The organism is Psychrobacillus sp. FSL K6-2843 (genome assembly GCF_038626375.1).
In the GTDB taxonomy this organism is placed as follows: Bacteria; Bacillota; Bacilli; order Bacillales_A; family Planococcaceae; genus Psychrobacillus; species Psychrobacillus faecigallinarum.
In genome coordinates, this window is the sequence record NZ_CP152021.1 from 1,137,396 (window position 1) to 1,158,986 (window position 21,591).

The 21,591-nt window shown below is 37.8% G+C and carries 16 protein-coding genes; 11 read left to right on the forward strand and 5 right to left on the reverse strand.

Annotated elements, in window-relative coordinates:
• The first annotated feature begins 21 nt into the window (after positions 1–21).
• The 6 genes from addB to MKY94_RS05595 all read left to right on the forward strand — a co-directional run bounded on the left by addB (position 22) and on the right by MKY94_RS05595 (position 11,682).
• Entirely contained in the window at positions 22–3,516 is a 3,495-nt protein-coding gene (addB, locus tag MKY94_RS05570; RefSeq protein ID WP_342578205.1) for a helicase-exonuclease AddAB subunit AddB, read from the forward strand.
• Complete coding sequence (gene addA / locus MKY94_RS05575) at positions 3,503–7,216, forward strand: helicase-exonuclease AddAB subunit AddA (RefSeq protein ID WP_342578206.1); 3,714 nt, start codon at positions 3,503–3,505, stop codon at positions 7,214–7,216. Before addB ends, addA begins: the two co-directional genes overlap by 14 nt.
• A gap of 11 nt (positions 7,217–7,227) precedes the next feature.
• On the forward strand, positions 7,228–8,388 hold the full coding sequence (locus MKY94_RS05580; RefSeq protein ID WP_229653924.1) for a DUF418 domain-containing protein: 1,161 nt from the start codon (positions 7,228–7,230) through the stop codon (positions 8,386–8,388).
• Between the two features lie 79 nt (positions 8,389–8,467).
• Positions 8,468–9,364 carry a fumarylacetoacetate hydrolase family protein gene (locus MKY94_RS05585; protein WP_144537686.1) on the forward strand — a complete coding sequence of 299 codons (897 nt, stop codon included), beginning with the start codon at positions 8,468–8,470 and terminating at the stop codon, positions 9,362–9,364.
• Positions 9,365–9,421: 57 nt separating this feature from the next.
• Positions 9,422–9,784: a YisL family protein gene (locus MKY94_RS05590; protein WP_144537687.1), complete on the forward strand. Its 363-nt coding sequence runs from the start codon at positions 9,422–9,424 to the stop codon at positions 9,782–9,784.
• 446 nt (positions 9,785–10,230) lie between these two features.
• On the forward strand, positions 10,231–11,682 hold the full coding sequence (locus tag MKY94_RS05595; RefSeq protein ID WP_342578207.1) for an alpha-amylase family glycosyl hydrolase: 1,452 nt from the start codon (positions 10,231–10,233) through the stop codon (positions 11,680–11,682).
• 212 nt (positions 11,683–11,894) lie between these two features.
• On the opposite strand, the gene MKY94_RS05600 is transcribed toward MKY94_RS05595, so the two are convergent.
• From MKY94_RS05600 to MKY94_RS05610, 3 genes are all read right to left on the reverse strand, one after another.
• Positions 11,895–12,398, reverse strand: coding sequence for a DUF3231 family protein (locus MKY94_RS05600; protein WP_340862801.1), 504 nt, complete (start codon positions 12,396–12,398; stop codon positions 11,895–11,897).
• A gap of 118 nt (positions 12,399–12,516) precedes the next feature.
• Complete coding sequence (locus tag MKY94_RS05605; RefSeq protein WP_144537692.1) at positions 12,517–13,368, reverse strand: DegV family protein; 852 nt, start codon at positions 13,366–13,368, stop codon at positions 12,517–12,519.
• A 28-nt stretch (positions 13,369–13,396) separates the two neighbouring features.
• Positions 13,397–14,206 (reverse strand): Cof-type HAD-IIB family hydrolase, encoded by an 810-nt coding sequence (locus MKY94_RS05610; RefSeq protein ID WP_144537694.1) that lies wholly within the window; start codon positions 14,204–14,206, stop codon positions 13,397–13,399.
• Positions 14,207–14,340: 134 nt separating this feature from the next.
• On the opposite strand from MKY94_RS05610, the gene MKY94_RS05615 reads away from it, so the two are divergent.
• Together MKY94_RS05615 and MKY94_RS05620 are read left to right on the forward strand one after the other, a co-directional pair.
• Positions 14,341–15,099, forward strand: a complete 759-nt coding sequence (locus MKY94_RS05615; protein WP_144537695.1) for a prolyl oligopeptidase family serine peptidase — start codon at positions 14,341–14,343, stop codon at positions 15,097–15,099.
• Between the two features lie 49 nt (positions 15,100–15,148).
• Positions 15,149–15,457 (forward strand): metal-sulfur cluster assembly factor, encoded by a 309-nt coding sequence (locus tag MKY94_RS05620; RefSeq protein WP_144537696.1) that lies wholly within the window; start codon positions 15,149–15,151, stop codon positions 15,455–15,457.
• 203 nt (positions 15,458–15,660) lie between these two features.
• Here the strand turns inward: MKY94_RS05620 and MKY94_RS05625 are convergent, their stop codons facing one another.
• The gene (locus tag MKY94_RS05625; protein ID WP_342578208.1) at positions 15,661–16,392 is read right to left on the reverse strand and encodes a Crp/Fnr family transcriptional regulator; all 732 of its coding nucleotides are present in this window, start codon (positions 16,390–16,392) and stop codon (positions 15,661–15,663) included.
• Positions 16,393–16,495: 103 nt separating this feature from the next.
• Here MKY94_RS05625 and MKY94_RS05630 point away from each other — a divergent pair, with 103 nt between their 5' ends.
• Positions 16,496–18,622 carry an AAA family ATPase gene (locus tag MKY94_RS05630; protein WP_144537700.1) on the forward strand — a complete coding sequence of 709 codons (2,127 nt, stop codon included), beginning with the start codon at positions 16,496–16,498 and terminating at the stop codon, positions 18,620–18,622.
• A gap of 48 nt (positions 18,623–18,670) precedes the next feature.
• On the opposite strand, the gene MKY94_RS05635 is transcribed toward MKY94_RS05630, so the two are convergent.
• A complete protein-coding gene (locus MKY94_RS05635) occupies positions 18,671–18,859 on the reverse strand; it encodes a DUF2929 family protein (RefSeq protein ID WP_144537701.1) in 189 nt (62 codons plus the stop codon).
• A 166-nt stretch (positions 18,860–19,025) separates the two neighbouring features.
• Between MKY94_RS05635 and MKY94_RS05640 the strand changes: the two genes are divergently transcribed.
• Both MKY94_RS05640 and fabF read left to right on the forward strand, forming a co-directional pair.
• Positions 19,026–19,961: a beta-ketoacyl-ACP synthase III gene (locus MKY94_RS05640; protein ID WP_154311259.1), complete on the forward strand. Its 936-nt coding sequence runs from the start codon at positions 19,026–19,028 to the stop codon at positions 19,959–19,961.
• Between the two features lie 26 nt (positions 19,962–19,987).
• The gene (fabF, locus tag MKY94_RS05645) at positions 19,988–21,226 is read left to right on the forward strand and encodes a beta-ketoacyl-ACP synthase II (protein WP_144537704.1); all 1,239 of its coding nucleotides are present in this window, start codon (positions 19,988–19,990) and stop codon (positions 21,224–21,226) included.
• Positions 21,227–21,591: the final 365 nt, after the last annotated feature.

Consider the following 21,591-nt stretch of genomic DNA (forward strand, 5'->3'; position numbering starts at 1 on the left):
TATGAAAGGAGCTAGTTTAGCTTGTCATTACGAATTATTAGTGGTCGATCGGGCTCTGGTAAAACAAAATTTATGCAGGAAGAAATCGTCCAAACAGTAAAAGCGGCTCCGATTGGAGACCCTATTTTTTATATAGTTCCTGACCAAATGTCTTTTTCCAGTGAATATGACTTGGCTGCAGACTCAGGGTTAAGCGGAATCATCCGTGCTCAAGTGACCACCTTTAAACGTCTTGCCTGGCGTGTCCTTCAGGAAACAGGGGGAATCGCAAAAGAAGAGATTAGCGGTTTCGGTTATCGAATGCTCATCCGTAGCTTGCTAGAGGAAAATAAAGAGGAATTCACTTTATTTAAGCGTGCCTCTACTAAACGGGGATTCACAGATCAAATAGAGGTTTTACTAAAGGAGTTTAGTCGGTATTGCTTAGATTATTCTTCGATGAGCAATGCAGTTAGTGACTTAAGGGCTGTAGATGCGCCTCAAACATTGTTAGACAAATCATCTGACATCATGATGATGTTAGATTTAATAGAACAGAAGCTAGGAACGAGTTTTGTAGATGGAGAGGGATATTTAACTCTGCTTGCCAATAAGATAGAAGACTCGTATTTACTAGAAACTGCTGAAATTTATATTGATGGTTTTACCTCTTTTACAACAAGAGAGCTTGAAATCATTCAAGCGTTGATGAAGAAAGCAAGAAGAATTTCTATCGCTTTTCCACTAGGGAGCCTGTCTGATGCTTATGATGAGCAATCCTTGTTCTTTCAGCCTGCCAATACAGCAGTTAGATTAATAGAGATGGCTCAGTCAGTGGGTGTAGAAGTTGAGAACACAGTTCATTTTAGCGAGCAAAGAAGGTTTGTTGCTGGGGAGCTAGCTCATATCGAAGCAAACTTTGATCAATTGCCACCAACAGAAATTGTCTCTAAAGGAGCTTTAAGGCTTACAGAGGCGATGAATAAACGTGCAGAAATTCATGCGGTAGCTAGACATATCAGAGACTTAGCTCAGTTTAAAAGCGTTAGATATAACGAGATTGCTATATTGCATCGTGATGCAGAAAACTATGAAGGACTAATTGAGACAACTTTTCCGCAATATGAAATTCCATTTTTCATAAGTAAAAAGAAATCCATGCTACATCATCCTCTCATCGAGCTTAGTAGAACAGTTTTAGAGATTATTCGAACGGATTGGAAATATGAACCCATGTTCCGGGCGATTAAGACTGATCTCTTTTTTCCGCTAGATGCGCCTAAAACGATGTGGAGGGAACGTGCGGATCGCTTAGAAAATTTTGTTTTGTCTTTTGGTATATACGGCGATCGTTGGTTTGATGAACGAAGATGGACTTATAAAAAGTATCGTGGATTGGAGTTTTATTCGAAAGTCCAGACTGATGAAGAACTAAGTATACAAGCGGAGATCCATGCAGTAAGAGATGTTCTCATTCAACCTATTAAGAAGCTGGCCGATACCTTAGGCAAATGCAGTACAGGAAAAGAAATAGCCACCGCACTCTATACCTTTATGGAATCCTTGCAGGTTTATGAAAAATTGCAAAGTCTCAAAAAAGCGGAGGAGGAGAGCGGACAGCTACTGTTGGCTACAGAGCATGACCAGGCATGGAACGATTGGGTCGATGTGCTTGACCAGTTTGTTTTAATGTTTGGGGAGAAAGAAATGTCACTAGAGGAAACGATGAAAATCCTCGATGAAGGCTATGACCAGCTGACCTTTTCTCGAATTCCTCCTACAATAGATCAGGTAATCGTAGGAAACGTAGATACTGCGCGTCTGACAAATATAAAAGCTGTATTTGTAGTCGGTGTAAACGATGGCGTGTTCCCAAAAAGAATAGATCATGAGGGGTTGCTATCCGATACTGAGCGGGAATGGTTTACTAAAGTAGGCTTTGAGCTAGCGCCAACCTCTCGGATGAGATTGCTCGATGAAAATTATTTGACGTATAAAGCTTTTGCAACTCCTTCTCATTATTTGTATGTATCTTATGCTATTGCGGATAGTGAAGGGAAGGCTCAGCTGCCTTCTATGTATATTAGCAAGCTTCAACAGTTAGTAGATGGTGTTCCATTGGAATTAGCTGTAATCGATCCTTCTGATATTAAAGATCAGAGCTTTGATATCACATTAATTAGTCATCCTAGAACAACTCTGGCGTATTTGTCGATGCAGCTCCGTCAGGCTTTACAAACCGGTGAATTGGCGGATGCATGGCAGGCAGTGTATCAGTATTATATGGAGGACCCATACTGGTCCACGCTCTTAAAGCGGATTATTAGACCGATGCTTCGTGGAAACAAAACCGAGCTGTTGTCTCAGGATATAACCGCTGCGTTATACGGTGAAACTATCAATTCAAGCGTTTCGCGTGTTGAAAAGTATTATAGCTGTCCTTTCGCTCATTTCGCAGGCTACGGACTAAAGTTGGAGGAGCGAGCAGAGTATCGCTTGGAGGCACCAGCTATGGGCGACTTATTCCATGCTGCTATGAAGTGGATATCTGACGAGACATCACGCTTAAATTTAACGTGGGGCCAGCTAACTAAAGCAGAGTGCATGCAGCTTGCAAAGAAGGCTGTAGACCATATAGTTCCGGTCTTTGTACATCAGCTCTTGTTAAGTACAAATAGATATCGTTACATTCAACGAAAATTAGAGCAGATAGTAGGCAATACCCTAGTGGCATTAAGCAGACATTCACAAGTATCTGGCTTCGTGCCCATTGCCATTGAAGCTGGATTTGGTCCAGGTGAGATATTACCACCTATGGAAATTCCATTAAAAAATAGCCGTAGAATGCAGCTACGAGGAAGAATTGACAGGGTCGACGCTGCAAACGTGAATGGTAATATGTTCATGCGAATTATAGATTACAAGTCATCTAAGAAAGGCATTGATTTGAATGAAGTATATCATGGTATATCACTTCAGCTTTTAACCTATTTAGATGTAGCAGTAGAAAATGCAAAAATTTGGTTGCAAGAGGAAGCTGAACCAGCAGGTGTGTTATACGTGCATATGCATAATCCATTTATTCAAAGCCAGAAGGAACTTGAAGACACAGAGCTACAGGACGCTATTTATAAGTCATATAAGATGAATGGCTTGCTTTTGGATGATCCGGAGGTAGTTATGGAAATGGATGAGCAAATAGATGGATTTTCAAAAGTGATACCGGTTCGCATGAACAAGGATGGGAATCTTTCTAAATCCTCCTCCAAAGTAGTAGAACCAGAACAAATGAAACTTTTACAATCCTTTGTCCGTAAAAAACATGAACAAGCCGGTAACGGTATGAATGCGGGAGACACTCGAGTTTATCCGTATGTCATGAAGGACAAGATGCCATGCCAATACTGCTCATACAAAAGTGTATGTCAATTTGACCCTCAGGACCCGGAGCAAAAGGTTCGAGTGATTAAAGTAGAAAAACCAGACGTTATAACGGAAAAGATTCAAAAGGAGATGAGTACAAATGAAGATTCCTAACATGCCGGCCGATTTAACATGGACCCCGGCACAGTGGAAGGCAATCTGGGCTACTGGTTCAGATGTATTAGTAGCAGCTGCCGCAGGTTCTGGTAAAACAGCTGTACTCATCGATCGACTTATCCAGAAAGTAATTGCAAAAGAAAATCCGATTAATGTGGATGAGTTACTAGTAGTAACATTCACAAATGCTTCCGCAGCAGAAATGCGTCATCGAATGAGAGAGGCACTAGAAAAGGCAATCGTCTTAGATCCAGATTCTACTCATTTGAGAAAGCAGCTGACTTTGTTAAACAAGGCGCAAATTTCCACCTTGCATTCGTTTTGCTTAAATATCGTAAGGCAATATTCATATATGCTCACGATTGATCCTGGCTTTCGAATAGCGGACGATACAGAGGCTGCACTAATGAGAGATGATGTATTGGCAGAAATTCTAGAAGAAGCATATCAAACAGACAATCCAGAAGCCATTTATTTGTTGTCCGATAGCTTTACTTCAGACCGTGATGATCAATCGATTGAGGTTATGATAGACAAACTATACAGCTATGCTCGTGTTCATCCGGAGCCAAGTAAATGGCTATTAGCAATTCCAAAGGAATACGAATTAGATGAGCAGATGACTATTGATGAGCTTCCGTTTATTGAACCATTGAAGCTTGCTTTGACTTATCAGTTGGAGGAAGCAATTGCCGTATCAGAGGAAATTAAAAGACTTGCTAATCTTCCGAACGGACCAGCCCCACTTGCCGATACTGCTATTAACGATCAAACCCTAATACAGGAAGCAGTCCGCTTGTTAAAAATGGGTACTTGGCAAGAAGTGTATTACTATTTTCAAGGGTTAAAATGGGGAAAAGCAGCATCTATTCGAAAAGATTCCTGCGATGAGGTGCTCAAAAAGCAGGCAGCGAATAAACGAAATAAAGTGAAAAAGATCGTAAATGATCTTAAGGATAAATATTTTACCCGTACACCTGAACGCTTATTAGAAGAAATGCGTCTAATGGCACCTCATTTAAAAACCTTAGTAGATTTGGCAATCTCTTATGGGGAAAGATATACTGCTGCAAAAAATGAAAAAGGTTTAGTGGATTTTTCTGACTTGGAGCATTATGCTCTGGAAATATTAACGGAGCGCGATGAGGAAGGTAATTTAATGCCTTCTGCTATAGCGGAGGATTACCAAGCTCGCTTTAAGGAAGTACTGGTCGATGAATATCAGGATACAAACAGACTCCAAGAGACAATTCTACAGCTAGTTAAGAGTGGAGAAGAACTCACGGGAAACATGTTTATGGTAGGAGATGTAAAGCAGTCCATCTATCGATTTAGACTTGCCGAGCCGATGCTTTTCTTAGGGAAATATCGAAAGTTTAAAGAAGAGCCGCATGACTCAGGAGTTAAGATAGATTTAAATGCCAACTTCCGTAGCCGTCAAGAGGTATTGCACGGAACAAACTATATTTTTCAGCAAGTAATGGGAGAAAGTGTTGGAGAAATTGACTACGACGATGCTGCTTCCTTGAAGCCACAAGCTCCTTATGATGATAGAGATGCGGCCATTGAACTCGCCTTGCTATATGAGGTAGAAGATGGCAACGCAGAATCAGAGGAAGATGAGGATGATTTTAAAACAGTTGACGCTGAGGAGGAGTTAAAAAAATCTCAGGCAGAGGCTCGTTATATTATTTCTAAGATAAAAGAAATGATTGGCAGCGGTCATACTGTCTATGATCCGTGGAAGAAAAAAGAACGGCCGTTACAGTATAGCGACATCGTTATTTTAATGCGCTCCATGACTTGGTCTCAAGAAGTCAACGAGCAATTTAAGGAAGCAGGTATTCCATTGTACGCGGAGCTTTCTAAGGGTTACTTTGAGGCAGTAGAAGTACTAATCATGCTACATACGCTGCGAACAATTGACAATCCATATCAGGATATCTCACTAGCTTCTGTTTTGCGTGCTCCATTCGTAGGCTTAACAGAATCTGAATTAGCTTTAATTAGACTAGCAGCGCCTAAGGAGCCGTTCTATGAGGCATTAAAAGTATTTGTCTCAAGTGGGGGTGCAGGACTGACAGTAGAAACTGCAGAGAAGTTGCAAAGATTTCTTCTGCAATTTGATGATTGGCGGGATCTAAGTAGAAGAGGATCTCTAGCAGATTTAATCTGGCAAATATATTTAGATACACATTATTACGAAATTGTAGGATCTATGCCAAACGGTAAGCAACGACAGGCAAATTTGCGTGTTTTACATGACAGAGCAGTAACTTATGAAAAGACCTCGTTCCGTGGTCTCTTCCGTTTCCTTCGCTTTATTGATCGTATGAGAAAACGTGGGGATGACCTGGGAGCTGCTCGTGCTATCAGTGAGAAAGAAAATGTTGTTCGATTAATGACAATTCATTCCTCGAAGGGTCTCGAGTTTCCTGTAGTCTTTTTAGCAGGCATGGGCAGACCGTTTAACCAAATGGATTTCAATGAGTCGTATTTATTTGATCAAAACTTTGGGTTAGCAGTAAAGGCGATTGACCCTATAAAGCGTATTTCTTTTACCTCGTTACCATTTCTTGCGATTAAGGAAAAAAAACAGATGGAGCTAAAGGCAGAGGAAATGCGAGTTCTATATGTGGCGATGACCCGTGCCAAGGAACATTTATATTTAGTTGCTACGATCAAGGACCTGGCAAAAACATTGGAAAAATGGGAGGATTCTCAAACACTGCTGAGCGATGAAATGATCCCTGACTATGTACGAGCTAAAGCAAAAGGTTATTTAGACTGGATTGGTCCAGCCCTTGCTCGTCATCCAGACTATAAACAACTATCTGAAGTAAACGAGGCCAATTTATTGGAGGGTCCATCTAAATGGAACATTATCGCTAAGCATATAGAAGAGTTTAAAGTCCAACATGTAGAGGAAGAAAAGGAGCAAGTAACGCTTTCCGAACTCATTAAAACGGAAGATCCAGCGATGTTAGAGGATATCAAAAATATATTTGACACAATTTATCCATTTGAGGTTTCTACCCACAAGCGTTCAAAGCAATCAGTAAGTGACATGAAAAAACTTCAACTTTTGTTAGAGCGTGAAGATGAAGAGTTTTTTGGTCCAACTACAAACACTTTAAGTGACAAGACAGCAAAACGACCATTCTTTTTGCAACAGGAAGAGAAGCTGACTGGTGCCGAGGCTGGTACCGCTGTCCATGCATTCATGCAAAACGTAGATTTAGAGGAAAAGAAAACGTCGGAGCAAGTTTTAGCTTTTGCTGAGCGTTTAAAAGAGAGAGAGATATTAACTGCTGCGGAGCAAGCGGCAATAGACCCAAACAAGATGGTTCCATTCTTCCATTCAGAAATAGCGGATCGATTGAGAGCAGCTACACAAGTAATGAGAGAATTTCCTTTCACATATGCTTTAGTTGATCCAGATGGTGACAAGCAAATTATTCAAGGGGTTGTAGATTGCTTGTTTCAAGAAGAAGATGGTCAATGGGTGCTGCTAGATTATAAGACAGATAGAGTAAAACATCTGCAAAATAATGATGATCATTTAGTTCAGGAATTGAAAAATAGATACGAGCTACAGCTTTCCTTGTATGCAAGGGCTATTCAAGACATCATGCAAGTAGAGATAAAAGAGAGAGTTCTATATCTATTTGACATAAATAAAACTGTAACACTTTAGGGGGAAATTTGGTGATTATACCAACGCAAGAGAAAGAAAGAATCATATCCATTGATGTAATGAGAGGCTTTGCTTTATTAGGTATTTTTGTCGTCAATATGTTGTTTTTTCATGGTCCTTATATTTATGTGAATCCATATGACTGGTATCAGACCCCAGGCGACCAAGAAAGCTATAAGTGGATTGATATTTTTGTACAGGGCAGTGTTTATCCTTTGTTTTCAATGCTATTTGGATATGGATTAGCGATGCAGTTTATGAAATCGGAGGAAAAGGGAACATCCTTTAACCGACTAGCAGTTAGAAGGCTGTTAATATTGCTAGGAATCGGATGTATTCATGCTTTTCTTATTTGGTCTGGTGATATATTAATAACTTATGCCCTAGCAGGATTGTTGTTAATTGTACTGATGAAATTGAAGCCGATTTGGTTGTTTTTAATCAGCGCATTATTATTTTTAATACCAAATGGCTTGTTGAGTGGGCTTTTATACTTTTTAGTAAAAGCGGCTCCAGAGGAAGCTACTCTTTATACAGGAATTCAAGAAGTAGAGAATTCCATCGTCGCATTTTCCCAAGGCTCTTGGTTTGATGTATCTAGCCAAAGAATTACTGACTGGCTTTATATGCAAGGGTACGGATTAAATATAGTGCTAATTATATGTACAATTCTTCCACTTTTGATGGTGGGAGCGGCTGCAGCAAAGCTGAAGTTAATAGAACGAGCAAGAGAGTTAAAGCTTTTCTGGATTATCACCATATTGATAACAATGGCAGCAGGTACAGCTATTAAGTGGCTACCGTTTAGTAAAGGCGATGATTTGTTTACAATGACAGTACAGGATACGTTTGGCGGACCACTTCAGGCAATTGCATACGGAGGGATTATTGCTTTAATCTGTGCAATACCTATTATTGGGAAAATACTTTCGCCGATCGGAAAAGCAGGAAGAATGTCGATGACGATTTATCTAATGCAATCTATTATTGCAACGACTATTTTCTATAGCTATGGCTTCGGATTATATGGTCAAGTAGATGTGGCAACAGGTACATGGATGGCAGTAGGTATTTATGTAATTCAAGTTATATTTGCAGAAATTTGGTTCCTTAAATTTAAACAAGGGCCTGTGGAAGCATTGTGGAGAAAACTGACTTATTCAAAAATTTAATTCGAAAAAGATGAAAATAAAGGTTATTTGTAATAGACTATACTAATAGATTCAAATTTCTTTAGAGGAGTGTTTATGGATGAAGCTATTGTCATACCGAGTAAACGATAAAATTTATTTTGGACCAAAAGTGAAAAAGGAAGAGGCAGTATGGGATGTTCTTTCTATTCAAGAAGAACTACAAGTGTTACCGAACTTTCCAGCTACTATTGTCCAAGGTGTCAGTTTCGGGATGGATTTTATTGAACAAATTCGAGTTTTAGTCGAGACAGCTTTAAAAGAAGAGGATCCTAATCGTTTTAAACGCTCATTTACGGAAATTGAATGGTTATCACCTATTCCTCGTACTCCTAAAAATGTGATGGCTATTGGTAAAAACTATGCCGCCCATGCAAAGGAAATGGGTGGAGTAGCAGAGGATTTCGTGGTATTCACTAAGGCTCCAACTTCCATTGCTGCTGACGAACAAACATTACCAGTTCATGCGGAGCTAACTTCCTCATTAGATTATGAAGGAGAGCTAGCAATCATTATTGGTAAGGAAGGGAAGAACATTCCTACTAAATTAGCTTACGATTATGTATTTGGATATACTATTGCAAATGATATTACAGCTCGTGACCTACAAAAGAAACATCAGCAATTTTTCCTTGGAAAAAGCTTAGATTGTTCATGTCCAATGGGTCCTTACGTGGTTACAAAGGATGAAATTCCAAATCCACAGGACTTAACAATTGTGACTAAAGTGAATGATGAAATCCGTCAAAACGGCGTAACATCAGACATGATATATTCTGTAGAGAATATTATCTGTGAAATTTCTAAAGTAGTGACACTTGAGCCAGGGGATGTCATTCTAACAGGAACGCCTGCAGGGGTTGGAAAAGGATTTAACCCTCCAAAATTTTTGAAATCTGGCGATATTGTGAAAGTTTCCATTGAAGGAATCGGAACGCTTGTAAACAAATTTGAGTAATGGTAGTTTAGAAGTGGTATATTAGAGATATATTAAAATTAACGTTGAGGTGAAACAATGGATTTCTTAGCAAGCACGCACTTACACATAACAACTTGGGTAGTAGCCCTAATCCTATTTTTGGTTGCTTTAGCAATGGCTAACCCGAAAGTAGTTCACATGATTTTGCGTTTAGACTATTTACTAATCATCATTACCGGAGTTGCTCTATTCATGAAAGGAATGGACTTTGGTGAAGGTATGCTTTATGGCTTGAAGTTTATAGCAGGCCTTCTAGTAATCGGAATGATGGAAATGACATTAGTTAAAAAGACAAAAGGAAAACCTTATACAACCTTCCTTGTGCTAGTGTTTGTATTTTTCCTTATCACGTTATTCCTAGGATTTAAGCTACCAATGGGTATCAATTTCTTAGCGTAACAAACAAAAGGCTCTCATCTTGAGAGCCTTTTTTATTTGTAAAAATTGAGCTTAAAAATTAATAATATAGGTTGTTTTTAAAAAAGTATCTTGTTCTACAGAATATAGTATAGTTGATTTCTGCTTTAGAAGGACGCTTTCTGCGGGGGAGAACGATAAGCCGGTCGAGTGTAATGTCTTATCTTGCTCACTCAACCCACCAAATATTTTATAATGAACCTTCAGAGTTAATACATTGTGCTTAGTGTTAAATTTACAATCACTAAATGGGAGTTCTTTTTAAGACACAGTTTGGACGAATACTTTTATATTTTTTAGCTATTTCAGTATAAAACATAGCGATTAAAACGTAGCTTTGTTAAAATTAACGGTGATAAGTCTTGTTTTTTTGGGTATAAATAGACAAGATGATTTTATATGTTAACCCGATGTAGAGGAGGATTACCTTGAAACTTAAAAAATGGCTTGTTTCTATATTACTTATTAGTAGTCTTTGGATAACGACAGCATATAGCGCTCAAGCGGAAACAGGTTCATCTATACATAATGAAAGTATTTATGACTTATATGTTGACCGATACTTTAACAGTACCGTAGCTAACGACTACAATGTAGATATTAAAGACCACCTTGCTTTTGCGGGGGGAGATTTTATAGGAATAATAGATAAGATGGATCATATAAGAGACATGGGATTTACTATTATCTCGATTGGTCCGGTTTTTTCCACTGAATCCTATGATGGAAAGGCAGTTTTAAATTTTAATGAAGTAGAAAAGCAATTTGGGACTTCTAAAGAGTTTGAAAAGCTTATTAAGACTACGCACGATAAAGAAATGAAATTAATGATTGAATTCCCATTGAATAATTACAGTGCTAACCATGCTTGGGCTTCAGAAGCAGATAAACAAGACTGGATAACTTCGACTGACAATGGAAAACTGACTTTAGACTTGAAAAATGAAGAAGTACAAGCAGCCTTAAAGGAAAGTATTGTTGAGTTTGCTACAAAATATAAATTTGATGGTGTTAAGCTATCAGAACTTGAAGGGGCTCCTACTGATTTTTTAAATGAATTAATAGAAGCATTAAAAGAAGTGCGTGACCCAATGTACATTATTGCATTAGAAGAGAGTGAGGCAGACTTTGATGTCAATTATTCAGAACAGCGAATGATTGATTTTAGGGATGCTTTTAAAAATACAGATTATCCTTCTGAGGTAATTGGCGCTACAGATTTCAATGATTTATTGATGATTGATAGTTTAACGTCTGAAAGATTTACTTATCATAGTGCATTGGAAAACATGTTTCCACCAACTCGTATTCGTACAGCGATTGGGACAATGCTGACTTTACCGGGAGTGCCTTATATGACGTATGGTACAGAGATTGCGATGAATGGACAAATTCCAGAAGAAAGTCATCAAATCATGAACTTTCGAGTAGATGAGGAACTGATTGAATATATTAAAGATATTAACTCTATTCGAGCAAAATCAGATACCATACGCTCAGGAGATACAGAACTATTAAAAAATGAAAACGGTTATGTTGTTTATAAACGTTCTTCAAATGATGAAACCTTTATTATTGTAATCAATAATACAAGCGCCACACAGCGAATTGATCTTTCTAGCGATATTGTTGGAGAAGATAAAGAGCTTAAGGGGCTTTTTGAATCAGATATCGTTAGGCCTTCAGATAATGGATCTTACCGTTTAGTTATTGACCGTGAAATAGTAGAAGTCTTCCAAGTAACAGAACGAAAAGGTCTAAACACAGCCTATATTGTTGCTATGGGAATCTCATACCTATTATTCATTGTTTTCCTAGTAGTAGTTTGGAAAAAAGGAAAACAAAGAAGAAGAGATGACGATCGTAAAAAAGCGAAATGAAAATAATGACTATCTCTTGGCTTATAGCTAAGAGATAGTTTTTTTATTAAGGATTTAATTAATTTGAAGGACTTCGAATTTTTTGTTTCAAGTATGAGCTGAGAATTCGAATAAGAGAATTTGTCATCATCTATAGAACTTATTCCTACAACTCAACATTTGATATTCTGATGAAAAGATTAAAGGGACGTGATAGTCACGTCCCTTTAAAATCATTTAGGCTCTGGATGAAGAGGAGGGAGGATTAACCAGCCCTTTTCCTTGCTCAATCTCAATAATTTAGCACCTAATTGCGCCTTTTTCATATGAAATTGACCATACATCATGCCGATGTCTTCTCTTGTGGAAATACCCATTGCTTTACTGCATGCTACCAAACCAGCAGCGCCATCAATAGCTAAAGCGGCAGCAATTTCAGGATCATTGAATCTAGCACCTGTAGGGATGTCCTCTAAATTTGCTACTGGTCGTTCAGGTGGAGCAGGAGGTAGTCCAATCCCATTTTCTTTCAAAATCTTTTCTAATTGTTTATTTTCTTCTTTCATGTCTTCAACAGAGTCTTCAATGATTTTCTTTAATTCGGTATCTCCAGTGTGGTTATAAAAAGTTTGGTGAGCTGCGATTAAACCTTGGTTTGTTGTTAGATTGGTCCAAATAGCAAACACTTCACCACAATGTAAAGGCTGTTCTTTTTGATTTCCAGATAAAATACCCATTATTTCACTCCATTTCAGCAAATGTCGACATAAGTCCAACTTATTATGTGCTAAGAGGTGTAAAATATCCTTACAAATAAAAAAGACAAATCTATTAATAGAAATGTCTTTTAAACTTTTAAGCTTCTTTATTTAAAAAGAACACAGAGATTGCTCCAGGTCCAGTATGTGCTCCGATAGTTGACCCTATCAGATGAATCTCTACATCTTCTGGTTGAAAGCGTTCTTGTATCATTTGTTTGAGCTCATTAGCTCTTTCTTCTACTTCGGCATGGCTAATGGCAACTACTTGACCTGCAAGATTTCCGCCACGTTCCTCGATTAATTCAATAATACGTTTCATCACTTTTTTTGTACCGCGTATTTTCTCGATTGGTACAAGTTTGCCATCTTCTACATGAAGAATTGGTTTAATATTTAAAAGTCCACCAATAAAAGCACTTGCTTTCGATACTCGACCACCACGTGCCAAATAATCTAAGTCATCTACCGTAAACAAATGCTCCATATTCTTAGCATTTCTTCTAATTTTATCTTCTATAGATGCTAAATCAAGACCTTCTTCTTTTAATTTAACTGCTTCCTTCACAAGAAGACCATATCCAAGTGAAGCACATTTGGAGTCGATTATCGTTAGTTTTAAATCGGGATAGGTTTCTAATAGTTGTTCCTTCATCATGACAGCCGTAGAGTATGTGCCAGATAGTTCAGAAGAGAAAGCTATGTATAGTCCCTCATCGCCTGATTTAGCTAACTCCTCAAAAATTCGAAGGAAGTGCTCTGGAGAAGCCTGAGAGGTTTTAGGCTGTTCACCTCTACGAATAGCCGCATACACCTCTGTAGATTCTATATCATTAATATCTTCATATTCTTTATTACCAACATGAACACGAAGAGGTGCTAGTTCAACTTGGCTTAACTCAAAAAATGACTTAGGCAAATCACAAGCACTGTCAGCAAATAATTTCATTTTAACCCTCCTAAAAATTGTGAATTTGTTAATTCAATTTTAATCTTTCTTTTAAGAACTCTGCAATACCATCTTCATTATTTGTGGAAGTAATTTCATTGGCTATGTTTTGAAGCGGTGAAATCGCATTTCCCATAGCTACTCCAACTCCAGCATATTCAATCATTTCAAGATCGTTGTCTTCATCTCCGAATGCAATAATTCTATCCTTAGGGATATTCAAATATTTAGAAACATGGTCTAAGCCTACAGCTTTATTTAAGCCATGCCTAACAATTTCAATAACATCCCATGGCGCACCCCATCTTCGATGGTCAATAACCTCTGCATGTACATCCCGTAAATGCTTCCTTACCAGGTCTACAGAATTTTCGTCAGCATGTATGAGAAGACTAGTAGGATCAGCTTTAAGAAAGGTACGTAAATCTCCAGTTGTTATTTGTGGATTTCCCAGTGCAAAGGCAGATAACATTTGTTCATCATGATAATGTAAGTATACGTCATCTAGAACTTCAGCGAGCATATTTTTTATAGAATAGCTCTGAACAGCTTCTACAACTTCTTTTACTACGTTTAGGCTTATCGGTTTGTGTATCATATCCCATGAACGATTATTTGGGTGATGAACAAAGGCACCGTTAAAATTAACTATTGGTGTAGTCAAGCCAAGCTCTCTATAGTACATTTCACTAGATCGAAAAGGTCTGCCTGTTGCAATCATAACTTCATGACCTTCACTCTTAGCTTTTAATAATGTAGTTTTAGTGTTTTCCGATATTACTTTTTCGTCTGTTAACAAAGTACCATCTAAATCTAATACAATTAAGTGACGTTCCATGAGAAAATTCCCCCTCTATTCTATATAAAGTTTATCTTGTTCCAAAGACAACGTCAAAATGTAGAATGTTGCGATTTTGTAAAAAAAGATTTGCTTTGTTAAAATAGTAATAATACAAATGAGGGGTGACTTAAATGATTACTAATTTAGAAAATTGGGGAGAAATTCCTGTCTTACATATATTTAATGATAACTTTGATAAAAATGCACCAGTAGTTTTTTTCCTACATGGATTTGAAAGTGGAAAAGAACATAATCTTCATTATGCGTACCAGTTAGTTAGTAAAGGCTGTAGAGTGATTATGCCCGACGCTCATTTACATGGAGATCGCGATATGAAGTTAGACCAAGTAGAAATAAGCCTTAGATTTTGGGAAATAGTTTTAACTTCCATAGAAGAGCTTGGTAAACTAAAGCAGGAACTAAGTACTCGTGGTTATGATAATGGACAAAAAATTGGGGTTGCTGGAACCTCTATGGGGGGCATAACTACTCTTGGGTGTTTAACTGCGTATCCTTGGATAGATACAGCAGCAATTATGATGGGTACTCCAGGATATGTAGAGTTAGCAAAAGCTCAAATTGAATTAATAGAAAAAAGAGGCTTTAAAGTTCCATTGAATGAAGAAGAAAAAAGAAAAATGTTTGAAACGCTGTCTGTATTTGATGCATCTAACCAAATAGAAAAGTTAGCAAACAAGCCGCTATTTTTCTGGCACGGTTCGAAGGACGAAGTAGTACCTTTTGCACCAACCTCGAAATTTGTTGATGATTTGATTGTAAAATACGGTGAGTCTCAGATTGAATTTATGAAGGAAAAAAATTCTGGCCATGCTGTTTCCAGAAAAGGTATGCTACGAGCTACAGAATGGCTAGCAAACTGTTTGGCATAAAAGCTACTTCTTTGTTATGATGAATGAAAGAAGTAAGGAGGTTATCAGTATGGATCAAGATATGAAAGATAGTATGATGTCTGCACTTGAGAATGTTATTGACCCAGAGCTGGGCGTTGATATTGTCAATTTAGGCTTAGTATATGATGTAGATTTAACAGATGAAGGACAGGCTACAGTTACGATGACGCTAACTTCTATTGGTTGCCCAATGGGACCGATGATTGTCGATCAAGTAAAAACTGCGCTTGGAGAATTACCAGAAGTAAAAGAAACCGAGGTTAACATTGTTTGGAATCCGCCATGGTCAAAAGACAATATGTCTCGTTACGCTAAAATTGCATTAGGTATTAGATAAAAAACATTCCGTCCATATGTGGGCGGAATGTTTTTTATTTGCTTGGATATTAAATTTTAGTTGCGGGATTAATACACAAACTGTTATTGAAGCATTAGGTGGCGAATTAGCGGGAGAGGGAGACACATAAGACATCTCAAACGGAGCTTAGTATCGCTTCCTCCGCGAAAAGCATCCACCTAGAGTCAAATCAAAAAATAAAACTAATCTATTCTACAAACACATAGAGGGCAGCTCTCGCATTGGTTTTCTCTTTTTAATAATTCTATATCATGAATGGTAATAACTCCTTTTTGAAAAGAAACAATACCTTCATTCTTCAAATCATTTAGCATACGATTGACTACTTCTCTACTCATAGCACATAGATTAGCTATTTCCTGATTAGTTAGCTGAAAATTTATTTTAATACTATCATCAGGGAGTTTTTCCCCATAAGTATTAGCCAGACGTATTAAAGTTGAAAATAGTGCTCCTTTTTTTCCATGAAGCATTAAATCTCGAAATCTTGTCTGATTTTTTAAGTATACGAGTTGTATATATTTTGTCCATTCTACCATTAGCTCTGTAGAACTCACGAGAAAACTTTCAAATTTATTTTTAGGAAGCATCAATAGCTGAGTGGTCTCTAATGTATGGGCAGAAAAACTATGATGCGCATTATCTGCAAAAACACCAGATTCTCCTATACAGTTGTCTGGACCTACAATTCTCAGAGTCAGTAGTTTGCCGCCTTCTGTATCTTTATTTATAGCAATAGATCCGCTAATCACATGATAAATCTCTTCTGCTAGCTCACCTTCAACATAAACGGAGCGATCTTTTTCCAATTTTATAATAGAGCCATATTGTTTAAATAATAAGCCTATATTCGGGGATACTAAACTATTATCCACCCCATCACCGCCTTTACTAATACCTTTAAATAATAGCATAATTTCATAAAAATTAAGCTAATTTCTTTACAAAATATGCTAATAAGCTATATAGTTATATTAGTCAATAAAGGTCAAACTTTTGTGAAACGGAGCTGTTAATATGCAAATGAACCAACAAGATCAAAAAAGTCCTTTAGAAACGTACGGTCGTAATTTAGTAAACGCTGTAAAGGACGGAAAGATGGATCCAGTGATCGGTAGAGATCAGGAAATAAGAAATGTAATACGAATTTTATCAAGAAAAACAAAAAATAATCCTGTTCTCATCGGCGAGCCAGGAGTGGGGAAAACAGCTATAGTCGAAGGACTTGCCCAACGTATTGTAAAAAAAGACGTTCCTGAAGGATTAAAGGATAAAGAGATTTTTGAATTGGATATGAGCTCATTAATTGCAGGTGCAAAATATCGTGGTGAATTTGAGGAACGCCTTCAAGCGGTTTTAAAACAGATTAAAGAAAGTGAAGGTAAAATTATTTTATTTATTGATGAAATTCACACTATTGTTGGAGCGGGCAAAACGGATGGAGCAATGGACGCCGGGAATATGCTGAAGCCAATGCTTGCTCGAGGGGAGCTTCATTGTATTGGAGCTACTACTTTAGATGAATATCGTATGTATATTGAAAAAGATCCAGCATTAGAGCGTCGTTTTCAGCAAGTATTAGTGAGAGAACCTTCTGTGGAGGATACTGTTTCTATTCTGCGTGGATTAAAGGAAAGATTTGAATTACATCATGGTGTTCGCATTCATGACCGGGCAATCGTGGCGGCTTCACAGCTTTCAAACCGCTATATTACGGAACGCTTTCTACCAGACAAAGCGATTGACTTAATAGATGAAGCTTGTGCAATGATTCGAACAGAAATAGATTCTATGCCTCAGGAGCTGGACGAAGTAACGAGAAGAATGATGCAACTACAAATTGAAGAACAAGCTTTGATGAAGGAAAAGGATGCAGCAAGCAAAAAAAGATTAGAACAACTCCGTAATGAATTAGAAGAGTTAGAGAAATCTTCAGCTGATATGCGTCAAAAATGGGAAACAGAAAAGGAATCAATTCAAGTAGTCCAACAAAAAAGAGAAAAGCTAGACCGTTACCGCCGAGAACTTGAGGAAGCTGAAAATAATTACGACTTAAATAAAGCTGCAGAGCTACGTCATGGAAAAATACCACCTTTAGAAAAAGAGTTGCAAGTTTATGAGGATGAAATAAATAGCGATTATGATTCACGCTTACTACGTGAAGAGGTGACCGCCGATGAAATAGCACATATTATTTCTAGGTGGACCGGGATACCTGTTACTAAGCTTGTTGAAGGAGAAAGAGAAAAACTACTTCGATTAAAAGAGACTTTAGGAGAACGTGTAGTTGGCCAGGAGCAAGCAGTTCAATTAGTGACAGAGGCTGTTTGGCGAGCACGAGCAGGCATAAAGGATCCTAACAAACCTATAGGCTCATTTCTATTTTTAGGACCGACAGGAGTAGGTAAAACAGAGCTAGCTAAATCTTTGGCAGCTAACCTGTTTGACTCTGAAGAGCATTTCATTCGAATAGACATGTCTGAATACATGGAAAAGCATAGCGTTTCCCGATTGGTTGGGGCACCTCCAGGATATATCGGATATGAGGAGGGTGGTCAGCTAACAGAGGCTGTTCGAAGAAACCCATACTCTGTAGTATTATTGGACGAAATCGAGAAGGCTCATCCGGACGTAGCGAATATTTTATTGCAGCTAATGGATGACGGTCGAATTACGGATAGCCAAGGTCGCATTGTCAACTTTACAAACACTGTAGTAATTTTGACATCTAATATAGGCTCCCAATACTTATCTAACACTACTGGAGAAGTGTCTGAAACAGACGAGGAACTTGTCATGTCAGTACTTCGTGCACACTTCAAGCCAGAATTGTTAAATCGGATGGATGATATTATTATGTTCCATTCATTAACGACTCATCATTTTGAAATGATTGCAAAAAAGTATGTAAAACAATTGCAAGAACGTTTATTAGAACAGGAAGTTACTTTGAAGGTCGAGGAAAATGTCTATGCATGGATAGTTGAGGAAGGAACGGATGCAGCTTATGGTGCAAGACCATTAAGAAGATTTATACAACGACATCTTGAAACTGCTGTTGCAAAAATGCTAATTGGGGGAAATGTGGTTCCTGGTAGTAACATTGTGGCAGTAGTGGAAGATGGTCAGCTAGTAGTTAAATAAACAGTCACTATATACATTAAAAAAACTCCCTTTATAAAGGGAGTTTTTTTAATGGTGTTCAGCAGCTACAGGCTCGTCCGGAATAACTTTAGTAATTAGGATAATTATGATGGCTGCTGGAATAGTCATATATAAACCATGATAAAAGTTAAAATCAACGCCATTAACAGAGCTTACTACATAATTTAACATGGTAACCAAGATAAATGACCAGATAACTGTCATAATATAATGCATAAAATTTTCACCTCAAAAATGAATTTATCTATAAGTATCATAACACATGGCGGTTCTATACAAAAGAATTATTCTTACAATCGAACAACTATGTTGAAAAATGTTCATATATTCGTTATTATTAATACCAGGTACTAATAATAGATTATAAGAAAAGAGGAATTCCATGAATGCAGGAATTATAGGGTTAGGAACTTATGCACCTGAGAAAGTCTTAACGAATCAAGATCTTGAAAAAAGAATGGATACTTCAGATGAATGGATCAAAACAATGACTGGTATAGAGGAGCGAAGAATAGCTGCTCCAGAAGAAGAAAGTTCACATATGGCTGTAAAGGCTGCTCAAGAAGCAATAGAGGATGCAGGGATTTCTCCAGAACAAATAGGGCTTATTTTGGTAGCGACAGTTACTCCAGATCGTCCTTTTCCTAGTGTAGCTACAATGATTCAGGAGCAATTAGGAGCAACGAATGCTGCTGCAATGGATATATCTGCAGCATGTGCAGGATTTATGTATGGGATAGTTACAGCCAAGCAATTTATAGAGTCCAAAACTTATTCTCATATTTTAGTAGTGGGAGTAGAGAAACTTTCTAAAATTACAAACTGGGAAGACCGCAACACTGCAGTACTTTTTGGAGACGGGGCTGGTGCTGTAGTAATTGGAGAAGTATCTGAAGGCAGAGGTATTTTATCATTTGAGCTTGGAGCGAATGGTAGTGGAGGTAAATATTTATTGCAGGATGGACCTTACATTACAATGAATGGTAGAGAGGTATTTAAATTCGCAGTACGACAAATGGGTGAGTCTGCACTTAATGTTATAGAGAAGGCTGGCCTTCAAAAGGGAGACATAGATTTGTTAATCCCACATCAAGCGAATATTCGTATTATGGAAGCATCGAGAGAAAGACTAGAATTACCAAAAGAGAAAATGGCTAAAACTATTCATAAATATGGTAATACTTCATCGTCCTCTATACCATTGGCTTTAAAAGAAGAAGTAAAAAGTGGAAAAGTAAAAGATGATGATGTTATCGTGATGGTAGGTTTTGGTGGCGGTTTAACTTGGGGAGCAATAGCTCTAAAATGGGGAAAATAAACTAAAATTAGAGGGGACGAAAATATATGAAAAAACGCAGGGTTGTAGTAACAGGACTTGGAGCTGTTACACCGCTAGGTAATGATGTGGAAACTACTTGGGCTGGCATTAAAGCAGGTAAATCAGGGGTTGGAATGCTGACAAGACTTGACGCATCATTGTTTCCAGCAAAGGTTGCTGCAGAAGTAAAAGACTTTGATATAGAAAAGTACATTGAAAAGAAAGATGCACGTAAAATGGATCGCTTTACTCATTACGCTTTAGCTGCTTCGATTATGGCAGTGGAGGATGCGAATTTGACTATTACCGAGGAGCTCGGTCTACGAACAGGAGTATGGATTGGTTCAGGTATCGGTGGAATGGAGACATACGAAAATCAGTTCCGAGTATTTTTAGAAAAAGGAACTAGACGAGTTAGCCCGTTCTTTGTACCAATGATGATTCCAGATATGGCTGCTGGTCAGGTATCTATTCACTTTGGAGCGAAGGCTATTAACTCATGTACAGTAACAGCCTGTGCATCAGGTACTAACTCTATCGGTGATGCTTTTAAAGTAATCGAGCGAGGCGACGCGGATGTCATGATTACTGGGGGAGCAGAGTCCCCTATTACTCATATGTCGGTAGCTGGCTTCTGTTCTAATACTGCACTTTCTTTAAATACAGACCCTCAAACTGCATCTAAACCATTTGATGCTAATAGAGATGGATTTGTCATTGGCGAAGGTGCAGGAATAATAATACTCGAGGAGTATGAACATGCAGTAGCTCGTGGAGCAAAAATATATGCAGAAATTATTGGTTATGGATCTACTGGAGATGCGCATCATATAACTGCTCCAGCCCCAGAAGGAGAAGGAGCAGCTAGAGCAATGAAGCAAGCTTTAGATGACGCGGGAGTTTCTCCTGAACAAATTAATTATATTAATGCACATGGAACAAGCACACCTTACAATGATCAGTTTGAAACAATGGCAGTAAAAACAGTTTTTGGTGAACATGCATATAACTTGGCAATGAGTTCAACAAAGTCCATGACAGGTCACTTGTTAGGAGCTGCAGGAGGAGTAGAAGCTATTTTCAGCGTACTGGCTCTTCACGAAGGCATCTTGCCACCTACAACTAATCTAGAAACACCAGATCCTTTGTGTGATTTGGATTATGTACCAAACGTTGCAAGAAAAGAAGATATTGACTACGCATTGAGCAATTCCTTAGGGTTTGGCGGTCATAATGCTAGTATATTATTTAAAAAAATGAAATAAGTATAGAAATGCATGTTACCTAATCAAGGGTTTCATAGTATAGACAAAAGGATTGGAAATCAATTGGATTTCCAATCCTTTTATTTTGGTTCGTTTTAATCTCTTGGATGGTCCACGCATTAAACGTATGCCGAAGACAAATTGAAAAAATGTTATCGTAATTCCTACAGTACCTTCCATTAACCAACATTATGCGATTGGATTGGAATTCTTGAAGATTCCTGCAGAAATATGTCGAAGACAATTTCCAATTTCTTCAGATGGTTTAATGTCTGAATCCTTGTTTATAAACAAGGATTTTTTTAGTTTAATGGAATAAATAGTAATAAATTGATGATAATGATTTAAAAATGATATTAATTTAA